This is a genomic window from Marivita sp. (genome assembly GCF_051251565.1).
Classification (GTDB): Bacteria; Pseudomonadota; Alphaproteobacteria; order Rhodobacterales; family Rhodobacteraceae; genus Marivita.
The window spans coordinates 307,925-334,424 of record NZ_JBPOFB010000001.1 but is presented as its reverse complement, the minus strand read 5'-3'; the positions used below and the strand labels follow the sequence as shown (position 1 = coordinate 334,424).

24 protein-coding genes and 1 tRNA gene are annotated in these 26,500 nt (G+C 59.4%); 5 read left to right on the top strand and 20 right to left on the bottom strand.

Annotated elements, in window-relative coordinates; genetic code table 11:
• Window positions 1-27: 27 nt before the first annotated feature.
• The 6 genes from ACSHXH_RS01585 to ACSHXH_RS01560 all read right to left on the bottom strand — a co-directional run bounded on the left by ACSHXH_RS01585 (window position 28) and on the right by ACSHXH_RS01560 (window position 6,407).
• The gene (locus ACSHXH_RS01585) at window positions 28-1,332 is read right to left on the bottom strand and encodes a replication-associated recombination protein A (RefSeq protein WP_435669992.1); all 1,305 of its coding nucleotides are present in this window, start codon (window positions 1,330-1,332) and stop codon (window positions 28-30) included.
• Between the two features lie 410 nt (window positions 1,333-1,742).
• Window positions 1,743-1,817: transfer RNA gene (locus ACSHXH_RS01580), tRNA-Glu, on the bottom strand.
• 137 nt (window positions 1,818-1,954) lie between these two features.
• Window positions 1,955-3,703 (bottom strand): single-stranded-DNA-specific exonuclease RecJ, encoded by a 1,749-nt coding sequence (gene recJ, locus ACSHXH_RS01575; RefSeq protein WP_435669991.1) that lies wholly within the window; start codon window positions 3,701-3,703, stop codon window positions 1,955-1,957.
• Between the two features lie 10 nt (window positions 3,704-3,713).
• Window positions 3,714-4,679, bottom strand: coding sequence for a class II fructose-bisphosphatase (gene glpX / locus ACSHXH_RS01570; RefSeq protein ID WP_435669990.1), 966 nt, complete (start codon window positions 4,677-4,679; stop codon window positions 3,714-3,716).
• Between the two features lie 85 nt (window positions 4,680-4,764).
• Window positions 4,765-6,051 carry a homoserine dehydrogenase gene (locus ACSHXH_RS01565; protein ID WP_435669989.1) on the bottom strand — a complete coding sequence of 429 codons (1,287 nt, stop codon included), beginning with the start codon at window positions 6,049-6,051 and terminating at the stop codon, window positions 4,765-4,767.
• A gap of 74 nt (window positions 6,052-6,125) precedes the next feature.
• Complete coding sequence (locus ACSHXH_RS01560; protein WP_435669988.1) at window positions 6,126-6,407, bottom strand: hypothetical protein; 282 nt, start codon at window positions 6,405-6,407, stop codon at window positions 6,126-6,128.
• Window positions 6,408-6,503: 96 nt separating this feature from the next.
• Here ACSHXH_RS01560 and ACSHXH_RS01555 point away from each other — a divergent pair, with 96 nt between their 5' ends.
• Entirely contained in the window at window positions 6,504-7,088 is a 585-nt protein-coding gene (locus tag ACSHXH_RS01555) for a TetR/AcrR family transcriptional regulator (protein ID WP_435669987.1), read from the top strand.
• Window positions 7,089-7,113: 25 nt separating this feature from the next.
• Here the strand turns inward: ACSHXH_RS01555 and ACSHXH_RS01550 are convergent, their stop codons facing one another.
• From ACSHXH_RS01550 to ACSHXH_RS01540, 3 genes are read right to left on the bottom strand one after another with little or no spacing between them, the layout of a single operon-like run.
• Window positions 7,114-7,470, bottom strand: coding sequence for a carboxymuconolactone decarboxylase family protein (locus ACSHXH_RS01550; RefSeq protein WP_435669986.1), 357 nt, complete (start codon window positions 7,468-7,470; stop codon window positions 7,114-7,116).
• Window positions 7,471-7,482: 12 nt separating this feature from the next.
• Window positions 7,483-8,253 carry an amino acid ABC transporter permease gene (locus ACSHXH_RS01545; RefSeq protein WP_435669985.1) on the bottom strand — a complete coding sequence of 257 codons (771 nt, stop codon included), beginning with the start codon at window positions 8,251-8,253 and terminating at the stop codon, window positions 7,483-7,485.
• Between the two features lie 10 nt (window positions 8,254-8,263).
• Window positions 8,264-9,004, bottom strand: coding sequence for an amino acid ABC transporter ATP-binding protein (locus tag ACSHXH_RS01540; RefSeq protein ID WP_435669984.1), 741 nt, complete (start codon window positions 9,002-9,004; stop codon window positions 8,264-8,266).
• Window positions 9,005-9,132: 128 nt separating this feature from the next.
• Here ACSHXH_RS01540 and ACSHXH_RS01535 point away from each other — a divergent pair, with 128 nt between their 5' ends.
• Window positions 9,133-9,909: a transporter substrate-binding domain-containing protein gene (locus ACSHXH_RS01535; RefSeq protein ID WP_435669983.1), complete on the top strand. Its 777-nt coding sequence runs from the start codon at window positions 9,133-9,135 to the stop codon at window positions 9,907-9,909.
• A 64-nt stretch (window positions 9,910-9,973) separates the two neighbouring features.
• On the opposite strand, the gene ACSHXH_RS01530 is transcribed toward ACSHXH_RS01535, so the two are convergent.
• A complete protein-coding gene (locus ACSHXH_RS01530; RefSeq protein WP_435669982.1) occupies window positions 9,974-10,165 on the bottom strand; it encodes a hypothetical protein in 192 nt (63 codons plus the stop codon).
• Window positions 10,166-10,300: 135 nt separating this feature from the next.
• On the opposite strand from ACSHXH_RS01530, the gene ACSHXH_RS01525 reads away from it, so the two are divergent.
• The 3 genes from ACSHXH_RS01525 to ACSHXH_RS01515 are packed head-to-tail and all read left to right on the top strand — an operon-like array spanning window position 10,301 to window position 15,144.
• Window positions 10,301-11,941 carry a hypothetical protein gene (locus ACSHXH_RS01525; protein WP_435669981.1) on the top strand — a complete coding sequence of 547 codons (1,641 nt, stop codon included), beginning with the start codon at window positions 10,301-10,303 and terminating at the stop codon, window positions 11,939-11,941.
• Between the two features lie 32 nt (window positions 11,942-11,973).
• Entirely contained in the window at window positions 11,974-13,074 is a 1,101-nt protein-coding gene (locus ACSHXH_RS01520; RefSeq protein ID WP_435669980.1) for a phosphatase PAP2 family protein, read from the top strand.
• 3 nt (window positions 13,075-13,077) lie between these two features.
• The gene (locus tag ACSHXH_RS01515; protein ID WP_435669979.1) at window positions 13,078-15,144 is read left to right on the top strand and encodes a S8 family serine peptidase; all 2,067 of its coding nucleotides are present in this window, start codon (window positions 13,078-13,080) and stop codon (window positions 15,142-15,144) included.
• A 270-nt stretch (window positions 15,145-15,414) separates the two neighbouring features.
• Here ACSHXH_RS01515 and ACSHXH_RS01510 read toward each other — a convergent pair whose 3' ends face one another.
• The 10 genes from ACSHXH_RS01510 to ACSHXH_RS01465 are packed head-to-tail and all read right to left on the bottom strand — an operon-like array spanning window position 15,415 to window position 26,303.
• Window positions 15,415-16,341 (bottom strand): acetamidase/formamidase family protein, encoded by a 927-nt coding sequence (locus tag ACSHXH_RS01510; RefSeq protein ID WP_435669978.1) that lies wholly within the window; start codon window positions 16,339-16,341, stop codon window positions 15,415-15,417.
• Entirely contained in the window at window positions 16,338-17,504 is a 1,167-nt protein-coding gene (locus ACSHXH_RS01505; RefSeq protein ID WP_435669977.1) for a M20 aminoacylase family protein, read from the bottom strand. The genes ACSHXH_RS01510 and ACSHXH_RS01505 overlap by 4 nt, the downstream gene beginning before the upstream one ends.
• A 21-nt stretch (window positions 17,505-17,525) precedes the next feature.
• The gene (locus ACSHXH_RS01500; RefSeq protein WP_435669976.1) at window positions 17,526-18,263 is read right to left on the bottom strand and encodes a FadR/GntR family transcriptional regulator; all 738 of its coding nucleotides are present in this window, start codon (window positions 18,261-18,263) and stop codon (window positions 17,526-17,528) included.
• Window positions 18,264-18,318: 55 nt separating this feature from the next.
• Window positions 18,319-19,065 carry a DUF1028 domain-containing protein gene (locus ACSHXH_RS01495; RefSeq protein WP_435669975.1) on the bottom strand — a complete coding sequence of 249 codons (747 nt, stop codon included), beginning with the start codon at window positions 19,063-19,065 and terminating at the stop codon, window positions 18,319-18,321.
• Complete coding sequence (locus ACSHXH_RS01490; RefSeq protein ID WP_435669974.1) at window positions 19,062-20,843, bottom strand: gamma-glutamyltransferase family protein; 1,782 nt, start codon at window positions 20,841-20,843, stop codon at window positions 19,062-19,064. Before ACSHXH_RS01490 ends, ACSHXH_RS01495 begins: the two co-directional genes overlap by 4 nt.
• Before the next feature lie 12 nt (window positions 20,844-20,855).
• A complete protein-coding gene (locus ACSHXH_RS01485) occupies window positions 20,856-21,743 on the bottom strand; it encodes an ABC transporter permease (protein ID WP_435669973.1) in 888 nt (295 codons plus the stop codon).
• 1 nt (window position 21,744) lies between these two features.
• Complete coding sequence (locus ACSHXH_RS01480; RefSeq protein ID WP_435669972.1) at window positions 21,745-22,689, bottom strand: ABC transporter permease; 945 nt, start codon at window positions 22,687-22,689, stop codon at window positions 21,745-21,747.
• Window positions 22,690-22,749: 60 nt separating this feature from the next.
• The gene (locus tag ACSHXH_RS01475) at window positions 22,750-24,270 is read right to left on the bottom strand and encodes an ABC transporter substrate-binding protein (protein WP_435669971.1); all 1,521 of its coding nucleotides are present in this window, start codon (window positions 24,268-24,270) and stop codon (window positions 22,750-22,752) included.
• Window positions 24,271-24,273: 3 nt separating this feature from the next.
• On the bottom strand, window positions 24,274-25,383 hold the full coding sequence (locus ACSHXH_RS01470) for an ABC transporter ATP-binding protein (protein WP_435669970.1): 1,110 nt from the start codon (window positions 25,381-25,383) through the stop codon (window positions 24,274-24,276).
• The gene (locus tag ACSHXH_RS01465) at window positions 25,380-26,303 is read right to left on the bottom strand and encodes an ABC transporter ATP-binding protein (protein WP_435670179.1); all 924 of its coding nucleotides are present in this window, start codon (window positions 26,301-26,303) and stop codon (window positions 25,380-25,382) included. Before ACSHXH_RS01465 ends, ACSHXH_RS01470 begins: the two co-directional genes overlap by 4 nt.
• Between the last annotated feature and the right edge of the window lie 197 nt (window positions 26,304-26,500).

Below are 26,500 nucleotides of genomic sequence, written 5' to 3'. Positions count from 1 at the left end.
GGTCTGTCGCGTGTGCAGCATCAAGAGTCAAGTTGACCGCTTGGCGCGGAGCCTCGCAAAATACTCGAGCCGCTTTTTCAAATCACGTTCAAAGCCACGCTCTACAGGTGCGTAGAATTCGGTCCGGCCCATGGTTTCGGGGAAATAGTCCTGACCGGAAAACCCGTCTTCGGCATCGTGGTCATAGGCATATCCCGTCGCGTAGCCCTGTTCTTTCATCAGCTTGGTTGGCGCGTTCAGGATATGCTTGGGCGGGACAAGCGACCCGGTCGTCTTGGCCGCCCGGCGCGCGGCCTTGTAGGCGGCGTAAACCGCGTTCGATTTCGGGGCCAACGCGATGTAAACAAGAGCCTGCGCGATGGCGAGTTCACCTTCGGGGCTGCCGAGCCGTTCATAGGTTTCCCAGCTTTGCAGACACACCGCCTGCGCCTGCGGATCGGCCAGACCGATGTCTTCGACCGCCATGCGCGTGATGCGCCGTGCGAGGTAACGGGGGTCTTCGCCAGCATCCAGCATCCGCGCGTACCAATAGAGCGACGCATCCGGATCGGAGCCGCGCACCGATTTGTGCAGCGCCGAAATCAAGTTGTAATGCGCGTCCCCCGATTTGTCATATTGCGCGGCGCGCTTCATCAGGCGCTTGGCAAGTGCCGCCCCGTCAAGCGGATCGGCGACGGTCCAAGCCATCACCTGTTCGATCAGGTTAAGCAAGGCACGCCCATCGCCATCCGCCATATCCAACAGGTTTTCGCGCGCCTGCGCATCCAGCGGCAGGGTCCGGCCCAGATCAGCCTCGGCCCGTTGTGCCAACAATTCCAGATCGTTATGACCCAATCGTTCGAGCACCAGAACCTGCGCCCTGCTGAGCAAGGCGGCGTTGAGCTCGAAAGAAGGGTTCTCGGTTGTGGCACCGACCAAAAGGATCGTGCCGTCCTCCATATGCGGTAAAAACCCATCCTGCTGGGCCTTGTTGAAGCGGTGAATTTCATCGACGAACAGCAACGTCCCCTGCCCCGCATTGCGCCGTTGCTTGGCAGCGTCGAACACCTTGCGCAGCTCAGGCACACCAGAAAAGATCGCGCTGATCTGGACGAAATACAGGTCGGTCTCATCTGCCAAAAGCCGCGCGATCGTGGTTTTTCCCACACCGGGCGGACCCCAAAACACAACAGACCCTAGGCTGCCCGCCTCCAGCATCACAGATAGCGGTGCATCAGGTCCGATCACCTGCGATTGGCCGATCACTTCTGACAGTCTTGTCGGGCGCAGCCTGTCGGCCAGCGGGCGCGGTATGTCTTTGGGACCATCCCCGGTGCCGAAAAGATCAGTCATTGCTCATCCTCGGAACCGCAGGACCAAGAGGTGCCGGTCCCGTTCGGTCTGGCTGGGGGTGTTGTCTGCATTCTGGATGAAATCGCCCGTCGCTTTGCTTGACCTTGCGACACAGGATGTGATGCCCGACAAAAACACCCGTACTACACAAAACTCACTGTGACGCGTCCACACCACCACCTGCTGGGCAAAGAGGTTAGCAGCGACGGGGGCCACCGCTTTTCTCAGACAAGCACACGACAACTTGGTATGCCCAGCAGAGGACGACCCACAAGGGGTGTCAGCGTTTCGCGCGACCACCAAAGACGTCAAACGTACGCTCACGACTCTGAAAATCAGTTTGATCAGGTCCATAGTCGGGATATGTTCCACACCCGATCGACTTGCAAGAGCAGGATACAAATCCAAAGTGGCAGCCCGTAGGGGAATCGAACCCCTCTTTCCAGGTTGAAAACCTGGCGTCCTAACCGATAGACGAACGGGCCACTGTTGGTGAGCGGTGTTTAGGCAAAGCAGCGCGGCCATGCAAGCGGAAATTCGACCGATTGTGTGGATTTTTCCAAACGGTTGATCATCTTTTGAAAAAACCAAAAAGCCCATCGAAAACAATCGCTTAAAAAGCTCATTTTGTGGCGGTGGCGGCGTCTTCCAAACGCAGTTGGACAGCGCGGCGACCGCCCCACTCATTTATCTCGAGACGACCAGCAAGATGGAATCGTGCACCGGCATGCTGTTCCAATGCTGGCCCCAACGGACCGTCGAACGCGCCGAAACAGATCGCGTCCAGACGCGCGCCCATGCCATCACCAAAGCTGAGCTTCAAATGCGAGTTGCCCACCCGTTTGGCAAAGGCGATCTGGATGTCGGGGAAGACAAACCGTGGTGCCGCGGCCCCTGCCCCAAACGGACCCGCGCTTTCAAGCAGCTCCACAAGTTCCGGCGTCGCAGCGCCCGGCATCAAGGGACCGTCAAGACGCAAGTCAGACGCGCCCAACTGATCCGCACCCTGTTTGACCAAAAGCTCTGACAACCGTTCCATCGCGGGTTCAAGCTGGGCGCGGGACAACGACAGGCCAGCCGCCATCTTGTGTCCACCACCTTTTTGCAAATGCCCTTCGGCAGCAAGTTTCTGAATCGCAGCTCCGAGGTCGATGCCGCTCACCGAACGGCCAGAGCCTTTGCCATCGTCATCATCAAACCCGATAACGATGGACGGGCGGTTCGTGCGTTCCTTCAGCCGCGACGCCACAATGCCCACAACGCCGGGGTGCCATCCGTCTCCGGCGGCCCAGACCAGCGGCGCATCGAAGCCTCGCGCTTCGGCCTGTTCGAGGGCTTGCGCGCGCACTGCCTCTTCGATCTCGCGGCGTTCGGTGTTCAGCGCGTCGAGACGATCCGCCATTGCCTTGGCTTCGTGCGGATCGGTGGTCGACAACAGGCGCGCACCCAGATCGGCCTTGCCGATCCGGCCACCGGCGTTCACCCGTGGCCCAAGTACGAACCCGAGATGATAGGATTTCGGCGCACTGTCCAGACGCCCCACATCGCTGAGCGCCACCAAACCGGGACGTGCGCGTTGGGCCATCACCTTGAGACCCTGCCGCACCAAGGCACGGTTAACGCCCGTCAACGGGGCCACATCAGCGACCGTGGCCAATGCCACAAGATCGAGCATCGACATCAGGTCCGGCCCTTTGACCCCCGTTTCCCGCATTTGACGCCCGGCTTCGACCAAGGCCAGAAACACCACCCCTGCTGCGCACAGATGGGCCAAGGCACCGTCTTCGTCCTGTCGGTTGGGGTTCACGACGGCATAGGCATCGGGCAGGGTTTCGCCGCCAAGGTGGTGATCCAGCACCAGCACATCTGCGCCTTGCGCGGCGGCAATGGGGCCATGCGAGAGTGTTCCGCAGTCGACACAGATGATCAGATCATGATCGCGTGCCAATGCCTGCATCGCAGCATCGTTGGGGCCATACCCTTCGTCGATGCGGTCTGGCACGTATAGCGTGGCCTGCCGCCCCAGCTGACGCAACCAGTCGATCAGCAAAGCCGCGGATGTACCGCCATCGACATCGTAATCGGCAAAGATCGCAATGCTCTGGTTGGCTTTGACCGCCTGCAAAAGTCGCGCGGCGGCGCGCTCCATATCCCGCAAGGATCGGGGATCAGGCAGCAGCGCACGCAAGGTGGGTTCCAGAAAGGTCGGCACATCTTCGACGGCAACCCCAAAGCGCGCCAATGTCTGGCACAGCGCGGGCGGGTGGCCAGTTTGCTGCATCAGCGCTTCGGCCTGCCGTGTGGTTTCGGGCGCCGGTCCGATCCAGCGCCGCCCGGTCAGCGACCGATCAACGCCCAGATAGCCGGTCACAACACCCTCATCAGTGGGTCGGATTCCGGTAGGTCATGCGACGCACCGACCCGGTTTTCGACCGCATGAGCAATGTCTCGGTGGTATAGAAACCGACCTCGCGCTTGATCCCCGACAAAAGCGATCCGCCAGTGACGCCGGTGGCGGCAAAGATCACATCTTCAGTCACCATCTCGTCGCGGGAATAAATCTTGTCCAGATCGGTGATGCCCGCCTTGGCGGCACGGGCCTTTTCGTCATCATTTCGGAAGATCAACCGGCCCTGAATTTGACCGCCCATGCATTTCAGCGCCGCTGCCGCAAGCACACCTTCGGGCGCGCCGCCGGTGCCCATATACATATCAATGCCGGTTTGCGATGGCTCGGCGCAATGCATCACACCGGCGACATCGCCATCGGTGATCAGACGGATCGCAGCGCCGGTTGACCGGATTTCAGCAATCATCTCTTCGTGGCGCGGGCGCTCCAAAACGCAAACGGTGATGTCGCTGTGACGGCAGCCTTTGACCTTGGCAAGAGCGGCGACACGTTCGCGCGGAGTCATGTCCAGCGTCACGAGATCATTGGCAAAGCCCGGACCGATAGCCAGCTTTTCCATGTAGACATCCGGCGCGTGCAGCATGGAGCCGCGCGGCCCCATCGCAATAACGGTCAGAGCGTTGGGCATGTCTTTTGCGGTCAGCGTGGTGCCTTCCAGCGGATCAAGCGCGATGTCGACACCGGGACCATTGCCGCTGCCGACTTCCTCACCAATATAAAGCATCGGTGCTTCATCGCGTTCGCCTTCGCCAATCACCACCACACCGGCGATATCCAGCAGGTTCAGCTGTTCGCGCATGGCGTTTACCGCGGCTTGGTCAGCGGCTTTTTCGTCGCCACGACCAATCAAATCAACTGTGGCAATTGCGGCTTGTTCTGCCACACGCGCCAACCCCAGGGACAGCATACGGTCATTAAAATCAGGGCGCGCGGTCATGCAGATCTCCAGTCACGTATAAATTCAATTACCCGCCTGTTAAGCCCGCAACCTCTGCCTGACAAGGATGATTGCGCTAAAGCGATCAGAGCTGTTCGATCCGAAGCGCCACCGGCTCACCTTCGACAACGCGCGTGCCGACCATCGCTGCAAGGGCGGTGTCCAGCGCGGCGCGCGTGGTTTTGTGCGTGACAATCAACACAGGCGCGGTGTCCTGATCGTGGCTGCGTTGGCGCATCCGGTTGATCGACACGCCCGCTTCGCCCAGTACCGCCGCAACCTTGGCCAAAGCGCCCGGCTTGTCCAACAACATCAACCGCAGGTAATAGGGAGCAGGCGTCGAGGTGATGGCCGGTTTGGGTTTTGTCAGGCTGCCAGAAGATTGACCAAAGGTGGAAACACGGGTGCCGCGTGCGATGTCGATCACATCACCAAGCACTGCGCTGGCTGTCGGACCTTCGCCAGCACCGGCACCGCGTAATACGATTTGACCCACTTGGTCGCCTTCGATCACCACCATGTTGGTGCCGCCTTCAAGCTGACCCAGCGGCGATGTCGCCGGGACAAGACAAGGCGACATGCGCTGCTCAAGCCCGCGTCCAGTCATCTGGCAAACACCCAGCAGCTTGACCTTATAGCCCATATCGGCGGCTTGGCGGATGTCTTCGATGCTGACACGGCCAATGCCTTCGAGCTCGACCGAGTCGAAATCGACCTGCGTGCCAAACGCAATCGACGCCAGAAGCGACAGTTTGTGACCCGCATCAATGCCGCCAACATCAAGGTTCGGGTCCGCTTCGAGATATCCCAAACCGTCAGCTTCGGCAAAAGCCTCGTCATAGGTCAGGCCACCGGATTCCATCCGGGTCAGGATATAGTTGCAGGTGCCGTTCATCACACCCATGACCCGCATTATATCATTACCAGCAAGACCTTCGGTCAAGGCTTTGACCACCGGAATGCCACCAGCAACCGCCGCTTCGAACCGCAGCACCGCGCCCACCTTTTCGGCGGCTTGGGCAAGGTTTTGCCCGTGATGCGCCAACAACGCCTTGTTGGCAGTCACAACATCCTTGCCTGCACGCAGGGCCGCTTCGGTTGCGGCTTTGGCCGGGCCATCGCTGCCGCCAACCAGCTCAACAAACACATCCACATCGTCGCGCTGCGCAAGTGAGACGGCATCGTCTTCCCAATCATAGCCATCCAGCGGAACACCCCGATCCTTGACCCGGCTGCGGGCGCAGACCGCCGAGATGGTAATAGGACGTCCGCCACGTGCTTCTAGCAATGCCGCTTTGTGGCGGATGATCTTGACCACCCCCACGCCAACAGTGCCCAGACCCGCAATTCCAAGGCGCAGAGGTTTCGTCATTGGGGCAATCCTTTTGCAGTCTGGCAATATTTTGCCCGCAATAGCGCCTTGCGTTCTGGCCTGCAACGCCCTGATCAGGGTTGTGCCACGCCATCGTTCATTCGGTCACGGATCTGCGGATCAATCACCGGGCCGCGCAATCCGTTTGCCCGATTGCGCAGACCCGCAGCCCGCGCGCGCAAAGCCGCATCATCGCCTTCGGTCAAACGCGGATCCGGCGCAGAGATCAATTGCTCGAACGGTACCAAGGCGGGATATTCAGCGACAGGGCCTGCTTGCGCCAGCGCCGCATCCACTTCGGGGAACTCGGTGCAGGCGGTCAGCGCCAAGCCAAAAATGATCCATGCCCGCCACATGTGCGTTGCTCCTGTTGTCCCGTCTGTCATGCCGCAGCGCAGCCGTGCGCGCAACCTCAGGCTTGATCTGAACAATCGTTCAGATAATCTGCTGCTATGGCACGGACTGCGGGTTCTCATTCAGATATTACAGGCCCAAGGGTCCGCGACGCTGCGCTGGCGCTGTTTGCGCAGCATGGTTATGCTGCCGTGTCCATGCGCCAGATCGCCAAAGAAGTCGGCGTTCAGGCCGGTGCGCTGTATAATTACACCCCAGATAAGCAATCGCTGCTGTTTGATTTGATGCGGGGTCATATGGATGATCTGCTGCTGGCCCTAACGCAACAACCACCCGAACAGACCGCGCAAGACAAGCTGGAAGCGTTCACTCGCTTTCATATCCGGTTCCATCTGGAACGCCCCCACGCAGTATTCATCTCGTACATGGAGCTGCGCAATCTGACGCCCGAGAATTTCACCACCATCGAGGATCTGCGCCGCCGTTATGAAAGCGCGCTCGAAGCGATCCTGCGGGATGGACGTGCAGCGGGCGAGTTCCGCGTGGCCGACACGAAAATCACAACCTTGGCCATCATTGCCATGCTGACAGGTGTGAACATCTGGTATCGCAGCGGCGGGCGCCTGTCCCTGCCCGAGGTCGAGGCCGTCTATTGGGACATGGTTCGCAACGCTGTGACGTGACAACGGCCTAAAGACTGTATCCCGCTCAGACCGATGTTCCTACTGGCCCACCCATAAACTCGTCATACGCCTCAAGCGCCTTGGCACTGAACGCCACTGACGGCCCACCGCCCATATAGGCGATCATGGCCAGTGCCTCGCACAGCTCTTCGCGGCTGGTCTTGAGCCGCACCAGCGATTTGACATGAAACGCGATGCAACTGTCGCACCGCGTTGCAATGGCGATGCCCAAGGCAATCAGTTCTTTGGTCTTTTCGTCCAAAGCGCCATTGGCCTTGGCTGCGCGTCCCATCTGGTTGAACCCGGCAAAAGTTTCCGGAGTTTCCGTTTGCATCACGTCCAGCCGTCCGACTGTGTCTTTCATGAATTCTGACCAGCTCATATCTTTCTCCCTTCAGCGGCTTTCATCCGCGCCCATCTTCCGCTCCAGCCATCGTACGAAAAAGCTGATGATCAGCACGAGTACAAGGTATTCAAGGATCAGAAGCGTGTAGATCTCCAATGGCCGGTATTCCGTCACCACAAGCTCGTTTGCTCGGCGGGTCAGTTCCTGCATCCCGATTACCGATGCAAAGGCCGACATTTTCACGATATAGATGAACTGGTTGGCCAGCGGCGGCAGGATGCGACGGATCGCTTGCGGAAGCACCACATAGCGCATTGTCTGGCTGGAGGTCAGACCCACAGTGCGGGCCGCCTCGGACTGACCCTTCGGGATCGACTGAATGCCTGACCGGTAAATCTCGGCGGTGAAGGCACTGTCGGATATCGCCAGCGTGATCACTGCACCCCAAAACGCGTCGATGCTGATCGGCATGCCAAGCGATCGCATCACCACGGGCAAGCCATAAAACACCCAGAACAGCATTGGCAAAAGCGGGATCGCGCGCACAAATTCGATATAGATCCGCGAGGGCAACCGGACCCACCGGTTCGCAGACATCCCCGGCAACGCCACCAAAAGCCCAAGCGTCATCGACAGGGCTGCCGCGATCAGGGACAACTGGATCGTCGCCCAGAACCCACCGATCAAAAAGCGCACGTTGGATTGCCCTTGCGGGGTGGTGGGGTCGATCACGTACCATCCCCAATTGCCGCCACCTGAACATCCCGCAACCAGCAAGACAGCGCCCAGAAGCACCCAGACTTTGATAAACCGTGTCATGTGCGAAGCCTCAATGTTGCAGTATCTTGTCGAGAAATTCTTTGAACCGCTGAGATTTCGGCGCTTCGAACACCGCGGATGGCGCGCCTGTCTCGACGATCTCGCCGCCATCCATAAAGACCATCCGGTCCGCCACCTTGCGGGCAAATCCCATCTCGTGGGTCACCACCAGCATGGTCATCCCCTCTTCGGCCAGTTCCACCATCACATCAAGCACCTCCGAGATCATCTCGGGATCAAGGGCTGACGTTGGTTCATCGAACAGCATGATTTTGGGCTTCATGCACAAGGATCGCGCAATCGCCACGCGCTGCTGCTGGCCACCTGACAGGTCACGCGGACGTTTGTGCGCCTGTTCGGGAATGCGCACGCGTTCCAACAATTGCATCGCCAAGGCATCAGCATCCTTGCGCGACAAGCCTCGCGCTTTCATCGGACCAAGGGTCAGGTTTTCCAGAACGGACAGATGCGGGAACAGATTGAATTGCTGAAACACCATCCCCACTTCGGCGCGCACACGGGCAGCGCCGCCTTTTTCGCTCAAGGAAATGCTGTCAACAGTGATGTTGCCGGAATCATATTGTTCCAATCCATTGACACATCTGATTAAAGTGGATTTGCCCGACCCCGAAGGCCCACAGATGACAATGCGTTCCCCAAGACTGACCGTCAGGTCGACCTTTGTCAGGACCTGGAAATCCCCAAAGGACTTGTTCAGCCCTTTGATTTCGATAACGCGCTCAGCGCCCATGCCGTCCTCCGATCGATCCAAGTTGCTCGTAACATAGCGCGCGTATAGAAAAATCAGCCGCGTGCGATGATCGTCGGAGCTTTTGTCCTATGTAACCCGACCAAGCCATCATCTAAAAGGAAATACCCATGAAATTTCTAAAATCCCTTGGACTTGCGGCTGCGTTTGCCGCGTCATTCCTCGCGGCCCCCGCATCTGCCCAATCCGCGCTTCAGGATATTCTGAGCGGCGGTGTGCTCAAGGTTGGCACAACCGGCGACTGGAACCCGATGTCCGTGCGCGACCCCGCCACGAACACCTTTGTCGGATATGATATCGACGTCATGACCGAACTGGCCACCGACCTTGGTGTCGAGCTGGAATTCGTCCCAACCGATTGGAAAACCCTCGTCAACGGTGTGGTTGCGGGCAATTACCACATGACAGGATCGGCTTCGATCAGTCCTGCACGCCTCAAGGCGGCTGGGTATTCCGACAGCTATATCGCGGTGGAAATCCTGCCCTTTACCACCGATGACAAAGTCTATCGCTTCTCGGGCTGGGATTCGATCAATGCGGCGGACGTGAAGGTGGCGACCACGCTTGGCACCAGCTTTGAGGTAATGGTCCGCGAATGGTTCCCGGCTGCGGATATCACAGTGGTCGAAGCGCCCGCGCGTGGGTTCCAAGAGGTTCTGTCGGGCCGTTCGGATGTCTTTGTGACATCAAACATCGAAGGGTCGACCCTGCTGACCAAGTTCCCGAACCTGCGCAAGATCGAAACTGACGGCGCCCGCGCCCCCACTCCGATTGCGATGCTCCTGCCGCAAAACGATCAGGTCTGGATCAACTACGTGAATAGCTGGATCGAACTGAAAAAGGCGCAAGGGTTCTTTGAGACCACCGCCGCGAAATGGGGTCTGTGACCTCAGGCCACCAATATACCACTGTAAAACCGACCTTCGGGTCGGTTTTTTTATGTCCAGAAGATTACTGTTCCTGCGCGATATCGTTCGGGCCGACCATATCGACCATCTTGATCATCCAGTGCAAGAGTTCCGCGTCCTCTTCTGCCATGTCACGGGTTTCGACCAGTTTTTCAGCGCGTTCTCTGAGTTGGGGCCATTGCCGATAGAAATCGACCGCGTCTGCTATCACCACTTGCGCGTTTTGTTCGGACATGGACCGGTCCTTTTTCCTGAGCCGTTGGGAAAGGTTAGCAAATGAGAGTCCCAACATACTGTGAAATAAGTGTGAACAGCTTGGTTCCTGAGCAAAGCGCGGCTAGCATCCCCTTACGTAACCGGAGAGACGCGCGTGGCCGCAGGGCTGGAGATTTCCTTATTCGGGACATGTGTTCTGCGGCGGACGGATGCGCATGCGGATGAAATCACCAGTGCCAAGCATCGTGCGCTGTTCGCGCTTCTGGTCACCGCCCCCCTGAACCGCCGATCCCGCAGTTTTCTACAGGAAACACTTTGGGGGTTTGCCGATTATGAAAGCGGGCATCAAAATCTCCGCCGCGCGCTGTCGGATCTGCGCAAGAAAATCGGCGCTGATTTCGACACGATCCTGACCGTAACAAACAAGGAAATCGAGATCGACATGGGCCGCGTCAAGGTGATCGGCCATCCATCTGACGGACCGTTCCTCAATGACCTTAACGTGCGCGAGCCATCGTTCATCGCGTGGCGAGACAGCGTGCGCACCGACCCAAGCTCTGCCAAAGTGCTGTGCTTCATGTCGAACAAACGCGGCCCGGTGCGGATCAGGCCGCGGGTCTGCGCCTTGCCTCTGACGGTCCCCCCAGGCGATACCGAACTGGCCATTGCGGGCGACTGGGTCGCCGAAGAAGCCTGCCGCATGATGTCGCGCTCAAGCCTGCTGTCGGTAATATCGCACCTGTCCGGGCGCGCCATGTCACAGCGGTTCATCGACATCGTGAATGTGCGTGAAACGCTTGATGTGGATTACCTCATGACCGGAGCAATGCGGCGGCAAGGCGACATGCTCATTGCAGATGTCGATTTTACCGATGTGCAGACTGGCACACTGTTGTGGAACCGTCACTTGTCTTGCCCCATCGGGCATTTTTCGCAAGAAGCGTCGGCATGGCTGGTCAACGTCGTGCAGACCGTAGGGCGGTCCATTGCCGAAACGACATTGCATGCGGGGCGGCAGACCCCGCTTCCCGACTTGCCCGATCACAAGCTGCTGATCGCCGGTGCCACGGCGATGCACCATCCCAAGCTGGGGGATTTCCTGCGCGCGCGGCAATTCCTTGATGAGGCCGCCGCGCGCGCGCCCAACAATCCGCATGTCTTTGCATGGTTGGGCAAATGGTACGTCCTCAGCATCTTCAAGAATTACAGTATTGATCGCCCCGGCGACACGCAGCGCGCACTTGATTGCACCGCGCGGGCGCTTGATCTTGATCCACAATCCAGCTTTGGCCTGACCATCGACGGCTTTGTGAACGGCAATATCCTAAAGAACTTGGACGTTGCCGAACGCCGCTATTCCGCCGCGCAAGACATCAATCCAAGCGAAAGCTTGTCCTGGTTACTGCGCGGATCGCTGATGGCGTTTCGGGATGAAGGACAGTCCGCGATCCGGGCCACCACGATGGCGCGCGATCTTTCTCCGATTGATCCGTTCGGGTATTATTTCGACAGCCTTGCAAGCTCCGCCTACCTCGCTGGCGGCGACTACACCAAAGCGCTGGAGCTTGCGGATCGGTCGCTTGAATCGAATGACCGACATATCTCGACCCTGCGCAGCCGGATCACGGCCTTGCATGCTTTGGACCGGGGCAAAGAAGCCCGCGCAACCGCACAAGACCTCCTGCGACGCTTTCCGTATTTCAGTTTGGACGACTACCGCAAAACACACCCCTCTGCAGACAGCAAGACCGGGAAACTGGTCATCGATGCGCTGTCTGCGGCGGGGCTGACTTAACATAAAGCATTTAGAACAGAGGGATAAAGATTATGGCGCAATATGGTGGATTTGGCGGCTTCGGCGGATTTGGTGGGTTCGGGGGTTTTGGCGGGTTTGGAGGTTTCGGCGGCGGCACAAACTTTACCGGACTGGGCGGCTTTCTGGGCAGCGAAGATCCCGGCGGCTACGATCCCATGACCACGCATGGCCTGCAAACCACTGCCGAAGGGCTGCGTCACCTCACCGAAGACGGCAGCACGCCCACAGACAAAGAGCTTGGGTTCTCCGATCCTGCCAATCTGAACGGTCTGGCAACTTGGGTGCGGGGGTCTTTGTATGTCAGCGAATTTCTTGCCGGAATCGGCGCCGATGCCATCAAGGGTGCCCCCGACAGGGTCACTCTGAGCTTTGACGGGCACACCTGCCTGACGCTCGCCCGGCCTGCCAATGATTTGTTGCGATCACAATGCCGGTTCGTGTCAGATTATGCCACCCTGCGCGCCGAACGCAGTGCCGAGATCACCTCTCAGCTTGGCTTTCCCACCCCCTATTTTGCGATGATCCTTGGCCTGCACAGCGCCCAGAACAAAAAGACCTTCGAGCTGATCACTGCCACACAGGTCGCCGCAGCGCATGTCGCAATGATCGTCAAGAACCATCTTGCCATCCGCAGGCCCGATCAACTCGATGCGCGGCTGATGCCGATGATCCCAACGCCGGGGCATGGCAGTTTTCCGTCTGCCCACGCAACCGAGGCGTATGCCGTGCTCACGGTTCTCGAAGCGCTTGTCACGGCGTGGGACAGCCTGTCAGACCAAGAACAGCGCATCAAATCCTTGCGCGGCCTTGCCGAACGGATCGCGGTGAACCGCACGGTCGCGGGAGTGCACTACCCGATTGACAGTTGGTCCGGGGCCGCATTGGGCCGGATCGTCGGTCAGGTTGTGCTCGGCCGGGCGGGTGCAGGCACGGCAATCGAAGAGCTTTCCTACACACCCAGTGATGTGGATTTCTTCGACGAAGACCAACGCAATCCGACAGATGCGGCAGCCAAGGGCCTGACCCCCACAGGGGCCACCGTGACGCTGGACAGCAAACCTACCTTTTCGTGGCTGTGGGACTGTGCCACCGCCGAAGCGCAAAAGGTCTGAACCATGTATCCGCATCGCCATGACGACGAAAAGATCGACACATATACTGGCCCCTATGAACGGTGGGTTTTCTCCGAGGATTTGGGCCGCCCCTTTGCCTTTCCCGCGATCCGCACCGGACCGGCCACCCATATCACCGCGTTGATGGAAGGCGCGGGCTCTCCGGCCGATACGGACGCAGCCGAGGTCCGCGTGCCGCCTTTGTGGCGCGCCAATCCGCAGATCATGCCCTTTGCCCTAAAGACCAAGGCTGTCGGTTCCGACGCCGAAACCCGTGCTGACGATGCGGAACTGGCCCGCTGCCTCAGCGGGTTGAACGGCACGCGCTATCGGCTCAATATGCCCATCGACCCGGCAACATGGCCCATCACCTATACCGAAGGGACCAAACCTGACGGGTGGACGCCGCCCAAGGCGAAGCCGCGCGTGATCATTGGCGTGATTGATGATGGCATTCCGTTCATGCATCGCGCCTTTCGTGACGCGGTGGGCGACACGCGGATCAACCTGTGCTGGCTTCAAGCCGCCCGCGCCGACACCACCGCCGCGGTCCCCTTTGGCCGCGAGATCACCGGAACAAAGATCAACGACCTGCGCGCAGAACATGGCCACCGCGAAATTCAGGCCTATCGGGCCGCACATGCGATTGACCGCGATTTGCCCGAAGTGGACAGCGTGCTGATGCACCACGCCACCCACGGCGCGCATATTGCCGGGATCGCCGCGGGCAATGATCCCTTTGTCGGTGCCAAAGACCTGCCCGAGGATGCGGCTATAATCGCAGTACAATTGCCCAACACGATTGCCTGGGACACCTCGGGCTTTGGCAAAGAAATGATGATGCTCAGCGCGATTGAATACATCTTCAACCGCGCCCGCATGATCGCCGATGCGTTCGACGGAACCGAGATCCCGCTGGTGATCAATTTCAGCTACGGCTGGAGCGCGAACCGGCATGACGGCAAGTCCAGCTTTGAACGCGCGGTAGAAACCCTGATCACCGAGCGCCGCAAGCTTCAGCCCTGCACGGAACTGGTGATGCCCACAGGCAACAACTTTGCCAATGACATGCATGCCCGGATTTCGGCGCGCGACATGACCGCAGGCGCCTACAGCATCGGTTGGCAGCTCAAGCCAGATGACCGGACGTCCAGTTATCTTGAGATTTGGTTGCCACCGGATACGGATTTCGAAGGCTGGACCGTGACGGTCACTCCGCCGCACGGGTGCAGCCCCGACCTTGTCCAAACGATTGCAGTGTCACCCGATCCCACGATGACCGATGGCGACCCCAGACGCTTTGTCGAACTTGAGATGGACGGAAAAAACATCGGCCAGCTTTCAGCGGACAAACACCTTGGCGACCGATGGCGCGTCATGCTGGCGATGATCCCGACCGCAGGCAACCTTGGCGCGGGTCGCCGCACGCCAGTGGGTCTTTGGACCATCACCATCGACACAGGGCATGATCCGTTATGCGCGGGACGGCACATCGACATATGGGTGCAGCGCGATGACGATCCAACGCAATTGGGCACCGGCGGACAGCAAAGCCATCTGGTTGATCTTGCCCGGCCAAAACCACCCCGCCCGTTGGCCCCCCTGTCATTGACCCCAGTGCGCGGATTCGGCTGCCTGAACGGCATCGGCACGTCGCCTTCCACACTGCGGATCGCGGGATATACGCAATCCACGCTAAAACCCTCTGGCTATAGTGGCAGTGCCTCTGTTGCGATCAGCACCAAGGGCGAGGTCCATGTAGATGCCAACCTGCCAGCCGCAACAGCCACTGCCGACCAAGGCTGGTTCCGGCCCGGCCTGCCATCGATTGGGGTACTGTCCGGGTCCGGTGCGCGGATCATCGGCACAAGTGCTGCTGCGGCCACGGCAACCCGGATCATCGCAATGAATTTCTGCACGGGAAAGCCCGCACGCCATGGATTTACAGAGCTGTACCGCGATGCGCCGCCTGATGCTTTGACCCTGGCGCGTACAGGTCCGCTTCGCGTGCCGCCGGTGTGTGGGACAGCGATGGAACAGCACTCGGAGCCCAGCTTTAACGGGGTGTGAAAAACCGGCTCACACCAAACTCACTCACATCACGTCAACCAGATCTTTACCGTTGGATTGTGTCGAGTAGCGATCTGCCCGGACCGATCACCGGCATCACGACACGGCTGCGCCTTGAGGTATCTATCGGAACGCCCAACCGCCCGCCTCTTTTAACCTCATCCCAGAGGCGGACCCCTTGGTTGGCGGGTGACCGGGGCGCTGCGGTTCTTTCCCACGCACCGCTCCGGTCACATCAATCGCAGCTGCATTTGCGGCATCGCCAAACCTCTAGTCGAGATGTGATTTGGCCATCATCATGTGGACACCTTTTTCCCGGTTCACCGTCTGCGTGATCCGCAAATCCCCCGCAAGCGAGCACAGCATATACGCCTCCGCACGGCTGATCCCGAGGCGATCAGACACCACAGTCATCATCCGCCGCAGCGCCATTTCCACGCAGACATCCAGATCGGGATGCATGCCCATCGTGATGTAATGCGTGGGCGTCTCGGCCTCGGGATAGGCGACATCCATGTCACGGCGCAGGGTCAGGCGGAAGCGGCCTTGCAACGCGGTTTCAATGGCTGTGACGCAGACCTCACCATCGCCCTGTGCGCCATGCCCGTCACCACAGGAAAACAGCGCGCCATTGGCATGGACAGGAAGATACAGCGTGCTGCCCGCTACCAGCTCCTTATTGTCAAGATTGCCCCCGTGCGCGCGTGGCTCGATGGTCGAGATACGGCCCCACCCCTTTGGCGGCGCAACGGCCAAAACCCCAAAGAATGGCGCCAGCGCCAGCTTGCGCCCCCACGGCAAGGTCGCCTCGTTTGCGTTTGCATCAAGGGGCAGGATCATGCCCTGCCGTTCCGTGAAATCCAGCGGCAAGGTGCCAGAAAGCGGACGGATGAACGTGTATCCCCAGTCTTGCCGCAACTGGACATCCAGAATATCGACCTGCAACACGTCCCCGGGCTTTGCGCCCTCGACGGCCACAGGCCCGGTGAGGATATGCCCCGGCACCTTCGGCACCCCGCCTGCGTGAATGGCAAGAAGTTCCGGCGGGATGTAAAATGCGCCGTCTGGCAGCACCTCAGGTCCACCAGAGACTGAATTCATGGTCACTTCGGACCCGCTGGCAACGGTCGCCACCGGATCAAGCGTCGCGTCGAAATATCCCCAATGGCAGGTCTCTGGTCCGGCGTTGACGATCATGCTGGCAGCCTTTGTTCAGCCAAGGCCACCCAATAGGAACAACCCGTCGGGATCACCTCATCGTTGAAATCATACTCCGGGTGGTGCAGCCCCGGCCCTTGCCCGATACCAAGCTGGATATAGGCCCCCGGACAGGCTTGGAGCATGTAAGCGAAATCTTCGCCCCCGGTGGTGCGCGGGGCGTCGGTGTTGCACGCACCGGCAACCGCGCGGGCGGCGTCGGCGCAAAACTCTGTCTCGGTCTCGTGATTGGACATCACGGGATAGGGTTCTTCATCAAAGCCGAACTCGGCCTCAGCGCCATAGCTTTGTGCCGTCAGTGTCGCCAGCGCCTTGATCCTCTCGATCGCTGTGGCGCGCACATCCATGTCAAAACTGCGGACTGTGCCGCGCAGGACGACGTGTTCGGGGATGACGTTGAACGCGTCCGATTCCGTGCGGAACGATGTTACCGACACGACCAGCGGCTGCTGCGGATCAGTGTTGCGCGACACCACTGATTGCAACGCCATCACGATGGCTGATGCTGCAAGCGTTGTGTCCACCGTGTTGTTGGGGCGCGCTGCATGCCCGCCCTTGCCCCGCACGTTGATGTGAAAGCTGTCGACTGCCGCATAAAACGCCCCCGGTCGGATTGCGAACTGACCCAGAGCAAGCAGCGGCGAATTGTGCAGACCGTAAATCTCCGAAATACCGAAGGTGCCAATCAACCCGTCTTGCACCATCGCCTCTGCCCCGGCACCGCCTTCTTCGGCAGGCTGGAACACAACCGCCACGGTGCCATCGAAATTGCGTGTCTCTGCAAGGTATTGCGCCGCACCCAGCAACATCGCGGTATGCCCGTCATGTCCGCAAGCATGCATCTTTCCGGGCACCTTGGAGGCGTGGGCCACCCCTGTCGCCTCAAAGATCGGCAGCGCGTCCATATCGGCGCGAAACGCGATGGTCTTGCCGGAGGTGTTGGTTTTCCCATGGATCAGACCCACAACCCCAGTCCGCCCGATTCCTTCGACAACCGAGTCGCAACCAAAGGCGCGCAGTTTGTGTGCCACGATCCCGGCGGTTCGCGGCAGATCGTATTGCAGTTCGGGGTGTTCGTGCAAATCACGACGCCACGCGGTGATTTCGGGATGCAACTCGGCAAAACGATTGCGGATCGGCATGGGGTGTCCTTTGTGGCTGGGTCAGGTCTTTGTGGGTGCGGCAAAAAATGCGTCGCCCTGCTCTGCGCCTGCAGCTTCAAATTCCTGGCGCAGCGCATCAAAGCGCGTCTCAAGATGGTCTCGCATCGCGGTGCGGGCGGCTTGGGCGTGACCTGCTGCTATCGCGTCGATCAAGGCGGTGTGTTCGCTGTGTGTGACTTGCAAAGACGCCATATCCCGCGCCTTAGCCCGGATCGCCACCCAATCAGGGTTGGAGCGGATCTTGTCCAGCAGCGAGAACGCAGTGAGCAGAGGGCGATTGCGCGCACATTGAGCGATCAGGCGATGCAACGACCCATCCCACAGCTCAATCGCCTGCGCATCCGACGCCTCCCATTGGCGTTGGGCAAGTATCCGAAGCCGCGCCACTTCGTTGGGCAGCATGCGTTTCGCGCACAAGGCGGCAAGTTCCGGCTCAATGCACAAGCGCGCTTCCATGACCTCTAGCGCGTTGGTCTCTCCGGTGATCTTGGCGGCGAGGTCCCCCATCGGATCAAGGGGCTGGCCTGCAAAGGTGCCCTTGCCTTGCCTGCGCCAGACCAGCCCTTCGGCCTCGAGCGCATCAAGCGCCTGACGCACAAAGCGCCGACCGACGCCGAACCGGTCTGACAAGGCGCGTTCCGTCGGCAACTTGCCGTCTGACCCAAGATCACCTGACTTGATCAAGTCCAGTAGTCGGCCACGCACCTGAGCCGTGTGGCCCTTTGACATCACATTCATTCGGTTCCCCATAGGGCGGCACTCTTTCCGCCACTATTAGAGGGGAACGCGGTCATTACTCAAGCTCAACGGCGTGAGATCGGCTAAGCCGACCTTGGGCCTTGCGCTTGGCTTCAGCGGCGGCGATGCCGGCATCAATGCCGTCGCGTGTTGGATAACCTGAGAAACGTTCGGCGGTGGGCATGCCCTTGGCGAAATGCACATAACGTTCCTGCGCCACGTCCCAAAGCCGCGTTAATTCGCCCAATGGGTCGGCATGGTCGTCTGCACGCAGATCAAGCCATGGATGCGCCTGCCCTTGATGGATCACCAGTCCAGCCGCCTGCCGCCCGCGTTTGTCGCCACCAGCGGCCTCGCCCGCCTGCATTGCAGTGATCAACCGCTCGGCAAAAGGCAGACCCGCGCCCGTCGCATAGGACTCGGACATGGCTTCGATCACCCGCGCCCCGGCAAGCATGTTCCCCGCAACCGAATGATCGCCACGGATCAGATGCCCGGCCCAATCCACACAATCGGCACCGGTATGGGCAGCGAAGCGGCCCTCGAGGTCCATTATATGCGCCTGACGAATTGCGCGGCCTTCGTCGCGCGCCACCAGGTCAGTCAGCACCGTCTCAGCGCTTTCCCCGTTCTCCATCCGTGCGCGGGCTTCGGTGCCCCAGATGGGATTGCAGAAAGCCTGACTGGCCACAGCCACCTTGCCCGAGATAAAGGGCACCACCGCCCCACAGGCAAAAAACTTGCTGGCGACGATCAGACCAATGCTGCCGTCCGCGTCTTTGGCGATCAAAGAAAAGGTCATCGCCCCACCGCATAGGCTTGCATCAATCGAGGTGTGGCTGCCGCGCGCAACATTCCGTCGGGTTCGCGCAGGGCGGCTGTTAACCGGCCCACTGTCCAAGGTTCTGCCACCGTAACCTTGTGCCCGCGCGCGCGCAAATCGCCGATCACGGCGTCGCCCACATTCGGTTCGATCATCATTTCGCCGGGTTTGACCTCCCGTGGGAAAAACGAGCCTTGGAAATGCATCGAATGGAACAGCGGCTGATCCATACATTCCTGCAACCCCAACCCGAAATGCACAAAGCGCAGGAACCAAATGAGCTGCCACTGGTCCTGCTGGTCGCCGCCGGGCGTGCCGAAGACCAGTTGCGTGCCATCCTTCTCGGCCAGCGACGGTGTCAGCGTCGTGCGCGGGCGGCGTTTCGGGCCAAGCGATGTGGGCAAGCCGTCCTCAAGCCAATACATCTGCGCCCGCGAATTGAGCGGGAAACCAAGACCCGGAATAACCGGATTGCTTTGGAGCCAACCACCTGACGGGGTAGAGGCCACCATATTGCCCCAACGGTCGATGATATCGAGGTGAACCGTATCGCCGCGCTTTTCGGTGAGGTGCGACATGGTCGGTTCCTGCGCCGCGACGTTCCCGACTTTGAAATCGCGTTGGGATCGTTCGATATATGCATCGGCAAGATGCTCGAACCCTGGCACACGACCGGGACGCTGCTCCAGCGAGGCCTGCGCGCCGATCAACGTGCGGCGCTCGGTGTTATACTCGTCGCTCAGCAGATGCTCCATCGGAATATCGCTAAAATCCGGGTCACCATAATAGGCTTCTCGGTCAGCATAGGCGAGCTTCATCGCCTCGATCACCGTATGCACAAACTCCGCTCCGTTCGGGTCCATCGCCCCTAGGTCAAACCCCTTAAGGATTGCGAGTGCCTGCAACAGAACCGGCCCTTGTGACCACGCCTGAGTCTTGTGCACCGTCCAGCCATGGTAATCATAGGACAATGGATCTTCGTAGCTCGCGCGCCAATCGGCCATGTCCTTGGGGGCCAAAACCGCCGAATGCTTCGCCTCGGACACATCCATCACATGCGCGTCCTTGAGATAGTCAAAGATCGCATCGGCCACGAACCCTTCGCGCCATTCCTTGCGGGCGGCGTCGATCTGCGCCGCGCGGGTGTCACCTTGACTTGACGCAAGCCGGTCATATGTGTCGGCCAGTTCGGGGTTCTTGAACAGCGCATGGGCGTGAGGCGCGTTGCCTCCCGGTGTCCAGACCGCAGCCGAGCTGGGCCATTCTTGCGCAAAGAACTCTGCCAACCCGGCAATCATGTTGGCCACGCGCGGCAGCATCGGATGCCCGTCGCGCGCATAGTCAATCGCCGGCTGCATCACGTCGCGCAGAGACATCGTCCCGTGATCACGCAGCATCAGCATCCAGCCATCGAATGCCCCCGGCACCACTGTTGCCAACAACCCCGATCCGGGAATCAGGGTCAAACCTTGCGATGTGTAATGCTCAATCGTTGCCGCCTCAGGTGCCACGCCCTGCGCGCACAACACTTCGACCTTCCCGGTCTTGGCCGAATAAAAAATCGCCGGCATATCCCCCGCTGGGCCGTTCAGATGCGGTTCAACAACCTGAAGGGTCAAGGCCGTCGCCACCGCGGCATCAAACGCATTCCCCCCCTTTTCAAGCATGCTCATCCCAACGCTCGACGCGATCCAATGCGTTGAAGTGGCAACGCCAAAAGTGCCTCGGATCTCGGGACGGGTGGTAAAGTCGGACATGGTCACTCCAGATCAGTGTTCGCGCGGGTCAAGCGCATCGCGCAGACCGTCGCCCAAGAGGTTGAATCCCAGCACCACAAAAAAGATCGAAACCCCCGGCCACATAGCCATCCACGGTGCTTGGTTGAGAAAGTTTTTGGCCGTGTTCAGCATCGATCCCCAGCTTGGCTCGGGGGGTTGCTGGCCAAGGCCAAGGAACGACAAGGACGCTTCGGCGATGATCGCCGTCGCAATAGTGAGCGTGGCCTGAACAAGGATCGGCGGCAGCACGTTCGGCAGGATATAGCGGCTGAGGATCTTCGGCGTCGGCAATCCAATCGCCCGGGCGCTGTCAACGTAATCTTCAGTTTTGATGTTGATCACCTGCCCGCGCGTCAGTCGAATAAAGATCGGTGTCGCCGATATCCCGATGGCAATCATCGCATTGGCGAGCGATGGGCCGAGAAAAGCCGCGAGCGCAATGGCAAGGATCAAGAAGGGAGCGGCCAGAAGCGCTTCGGTACAGCGCGAAATTACCGCGTCCGTCCACCCGCCGAAATACCCGGCAACGATGCCCAAAGGCACACCAAGCATGACGGCAATACCAACCGACACAACGCCCGCCAGCAACGAGGCCCGCGCGCCCCAGATCATCCGGGACAGCACATCGCGGCCAATCTCGTCGGTACCCATCCAATGGCTCCAGCTTGGGGCCTTTCGCACCGCCCCCCAATCCGTCGCCAACGGGTCTGGGATGGGCAAGATCGGCGCAGCGATGGCGATAAGGACAAAGAACGCGACCAGACATCCGCCGAACAGCGCACTTTTGTGGGAGCGGAATTTCTTCCAGACGCGGCTTTCGGGCTTCGCGGTCAGAACAGGGTCTGCGGTCAGAGGCGCATTGGTGGACGCGTCGGTCATGTCAGTGCCCTCTCAGACGTGGATTGAGGACGAAATAAAGGGCATCTGCGATCAGATTCATCATGATAAAGCCTACCGCCGTCACCAGAACGATCCCCTGAACCACGGCATAGTCCCGGTTGAACACCGCATCCACGACCAGCTTACCAAAGCCCGGAATGGTGAAAATCTGTTCGGTTAAAACCGCACCCGCGACCAGTTCTCCGAATAAGAGCGCAGTCAATGTGACGATGGGCGTCAGCGCATTGCGCAAGGCGTGTTTCAGGATCACCACCCGTTCTGACAGGCCCTTGGCGCGCGCGGTACGCACATAGTCAGCGCTCATAACCCCCAACATCGAAGATCGCGTGTGCCGCATCAGCGTCGCAGCAAGGGCTGTTCCCAACACGAAGGATGGCATCAGCATTGTTTTGATGGATTGCCAGAAATCCTCGGACAGGGGCACATAGCCGGAAGCGGGCAGCAATTGCCATTTCACCGACACCAGCAGAATAAGCATGATCCCGAGCCAGAAGTTTGGGATCGATAACCCCGACAGAGCAACGATATTCGCAATGTAATCCGTTGCTGTGCCTTTTTTGACCGCCGACAGGATACCTGCCGGAATGCCGATCACCAGTGCAAAGATCAACGACATGATGGCAAGCTGGATCGTCACGGGCAGCTTTTGCGCAATCAATTCCGTGACCGGCTGGTTGGTGCGCAATGAGATGCCCAAATCACCTTGCAACGCGTTCCAGATCCACGCCAGATATTGCCGCCAGATCGGATCGTTAAGGCGGTATTTCTCGCGCAGAAACTCCAGTACTTCGGGGTCGCGCTCTTCACCCGCAAGGACCAAGAGCGGATCACCTGGCAGCAGCTTTTGCATCAGGAACACGAAGATCGAGATCAGGATGATAGTCGGTATCGCAATCAGAATGCGTCGAAGCAGGAACGGCAACATGTCAGACCCCTTGGACCGAAATCCCGCGCCGCCGGAAACAGCGGCGCGGATACAAGAGGATCATTCCTCCCAGGTGACGCCTTCCAGACGGATCATGCCGTCAGGATAGGGTGTGAAGCCCTTCATGTTGTCGCTGTAGGCCCAGATCCATTTCTGGTGATAAAGAAACAGGCGCGGCAATTCATCGAGCATTGTAACCATCGCCTCATCGTAAAGTGCCTTGCGCGCGGCAACCGTCGGCGCAATCCGCGCGGCGTTCATCAGCTCATCCACTTTGGCATCCGAGAACTTGGAATCGTTGATCCCGCCATCCGTGGTCACGAACTGGTGGTTGTTGCCATCCGGATCGACCCGGCCTGACCATCCGATTTGGCTGGAAATGTAATCGCCAGCGGATTGATCGGACAACAGTGTCGCGAATTCCTTGGAGGTCAGTTTGATGTCGATCCCAGCCTCTGCCGCCATCGCCTGCACCACCTGCATCACCGCAAGCGGTTCGGTCGAGTTGGGCACCTGAACCTCAAGCTCAATCCCCTCGGCAAAGCCAGCTTCGGCCAACAGGCTTTTGGCCTTTTCGATATCGCTCGGCTCAATAGGCAGGGACTGGTTGTACCACGGGGACGTCGACGGGAAAGACTGGTTGCCCGGCGCAAACGCGCCTTCAAAAACAACCTGATTCAACGCGTCCCGATCAATCGCATGGCTGAGCGCCTGACGCAGACGTTTGTCATTGCCCCACGGGTTATCCCCCTTTTCGCCATTGTTGATATTGAAGGTGATGCCCTGATACCCAAGCGAAACTGCACTATCGACGACGATGCTGGAATCCCCATTGGCCTGCGCAAGATCGGTTGCCGACAAACGTTCGAGCATGTCGATGTCACCCGATTGCAGGTTCGCCAGACGAACCGTTGTGTCCGGGATTGGCAGGAAGGTCACGCTGTCAAAGTTTATCGCGTCGGCATTCCAATAGGCATCGAATTTGGACAAGACGATCTTGTCCTGCGCCACGCGCTCGGTAAAGCTGAAGGGGCCCGAACAGACCGGGTTGAGCCCGAAATCGGCACCAGCTGCGGCCGCCGCGGTTGGCGACACCATCATACCGGCGCGGTCGGCAAGCTGCGCCATGAGCGTTGCATCGGGGCCCGCAAGATTGAGCACGATCTCGTACGCGCCGGTCACCTCAGTCGACGTGATCGACGCCAGTTCCGACTTGCGCCGCGACTCGTCAAGAGTTTGCGACCGTTCGATATTGGCCGCAACCGCCTCGGCATTGAAGGGCGTACCGTCGTGGAACACCACACCTTCGCGCAATTGCATGGTGATCGCGGTGCCGTCCTCGGACGTGGTCCATCCGGTCGCAAGCTGCGGAATGATTTCGAGGTCCGGCGTGATATCCACCAGCTTGTCACATAGCGACGCATAAACGATCCGCCCCACGAATGTGCGCGACTGGTCCGGGTCCAGCACGTCTGCATCCGATTGCAGGGCGATGCGCAGGTCTTTGGCGACAACCGGGCTGGCGGTCAATGCCGTGGCGCCAAGCAGCGCGGTGATCATGACGGTCTTCAGGTGTGACATAGGTCAGGTCCTCTCTGTGGATTTTTGCGTTTTATGGGTGACGGTCCCGCCCTCTGTCGCAGCGCGATACAGGGCGAACCGGGCTTCTGTGGCCTTGGATTGATGCAGTGTCGGAATGGGTTGGACCGCGGGCGCGAGGGTCTCCCAGAAATGGCAAGCCACGTGATGGTCTCCCGTATCAGATGTTTTCAGAACCGGCGTTTCGGTTTTGCAGCGCTCCTGCGCAAAGGGGCAGCGTGTATGGAAGCGGCAGCCCGATGGCGGCGCCGAGGGGCTCGGCATTTCGCCAAGAACAGCCGCACGACCGGCCGGCTCTGCGCCCGTCATAGACGGGATCGACGCCAAAAGAGCTTGCGTGTAGGGGTGCCGGGGATTGGCATACACCTCGGCAGTTGTGCCGCTTTCAACAATCCGGCCCAGATACATTACCGCGACGCGGTCGCTCATATGGCGGATCACGCCAAGGTCGTGTGCAATGATAACCAGCGTCAAACCAAGATCGCGGGACAGATCACCCAAAAGGTTGATCACCTGCGCCTGCACTGACACATCCAGCGCGGAAACCGGTTCATCCCCAATGATAAGCTTGGGCTCTGACGCCAAAGCGCGCGCGATGCCGATGCGCTGTCGCTGGCCACCGCTGAACTCGTGCGGGTAACGGCCAGCATGTTCCGGGCGCAACCCTACCTTGCGCAACAGATCAGCAATTCGATCACGACGACTTTGCGCATTCAACTCGGGTGCGTGCACCTCAAGCGGTTCGCCGACGAGTTTGCCCACGGTCATCCGCGGATTGAGCGATGAAAACGGGTCCTGAAAGATGAACTGCATCTCGCCGCGCAGCTTTTTCAACGCAGCACCTTTGGTTGCGCTGATCTCGTGCCCGTCAAAAAGTACGGTCCCAGCTGTCGGCGTCAACAACCGCATGAGCAACCGCGCCAACGTAGATTTGCCACATCCGCTTTCACCAACGATGGCAAAGGTCTCTCCGCGTCGCACCTGAAGCGACACGCCGTCCACCGCCTGAACCACCGGCGAAGGCGACAGCCAACTGCCCCCGTCGCCAAAGTGTTTGACCACATCCACCGCTTCGAGAATGACATCCTTGGTCATACCGACACCGCCACATTGGCTTCCAACGGCGCATAGTGGCAAGCGACCTCGTGCGCTTCGGCAACAGAAGCCAAAGCTGGACGTGTTTCGCAGGTCCGCGTGGCGAAGGCACAGCGCGACCGGAACCGGCACCCTTTGGGCATATTGCCAATCGTGGGGACAGTGCCGGGTACAATAGCCAATCGCCCGCCAGGCCGATCCAGCCGGGGCATCGCGCTCATCAAACCAATCGTATAGGGGTGGTGCGGGTTGCTAAAGACTTCGGCCACGGGCCCCTGTTCAACAACTTGCCCGCCATACATCACGGCAACGCTGTCGGCAATTTCGGCCACCACACCCAGGTCATGGGTGATCATAATGGCGCCCATCCCCGTGTCGTCCCGCAAGTCGCGGATAAGATCGAGGATTTGCGCCTGAATTGTTACGTCAAGTGCGGTGGTGGGTTCGTCTGCGATCAGGATCTGCGGGTCATTGGCAAGCGCCATAGCGATCATCACCCTTTGACGCATACCACCGGACAATTGGTGCGGGTATTCCATCAGCCGTTGCGCGGGGTTCGCAATGCCAACGCGGGTCAGCATCTCTTGGGCGCGGGTCATCGCCTCTGCCCGCGTGCCACCGCAATGCCGCAAGACAACCTCGCCGATCTGATCCCCTATACGAAACGCCGGATTGAGAGAGGTCATCGGTTCCTGAAAGATCATCGCAACAGTGTTGCCGCGCATGTCGGCTGGCAACGCATCTTTCGATAAATCAAAATGATTTGAGCCAATTGTCAATTTTCCTGAGGAAATGCGCGTCGAATCCTTGGGCAGTAATCCCATCAAGGCCATTGCCGTCACGCTTTTGCCGCATCCGGATTCCCCAACCACGCACAAGACTTCGCCCCGCCGAACCGTCAGCGAAACGCGATCGACCACGTCATTCGTCTGACCACGAAACCGCAGGACAAGATCGTGCAAAACTAGCAACGCTCCGCCGCCGGATGCGTCTGAACATGTGTTGGCTTCGCTTTCCTCGCGCACTTCTGGGAATTCCTTTTGCGTCCCGGCATGCTCCAAAGCAAACCAATTTGATATTGGTACAGAGTGAACGACAGTGCTGGCCTGTCAAGCCT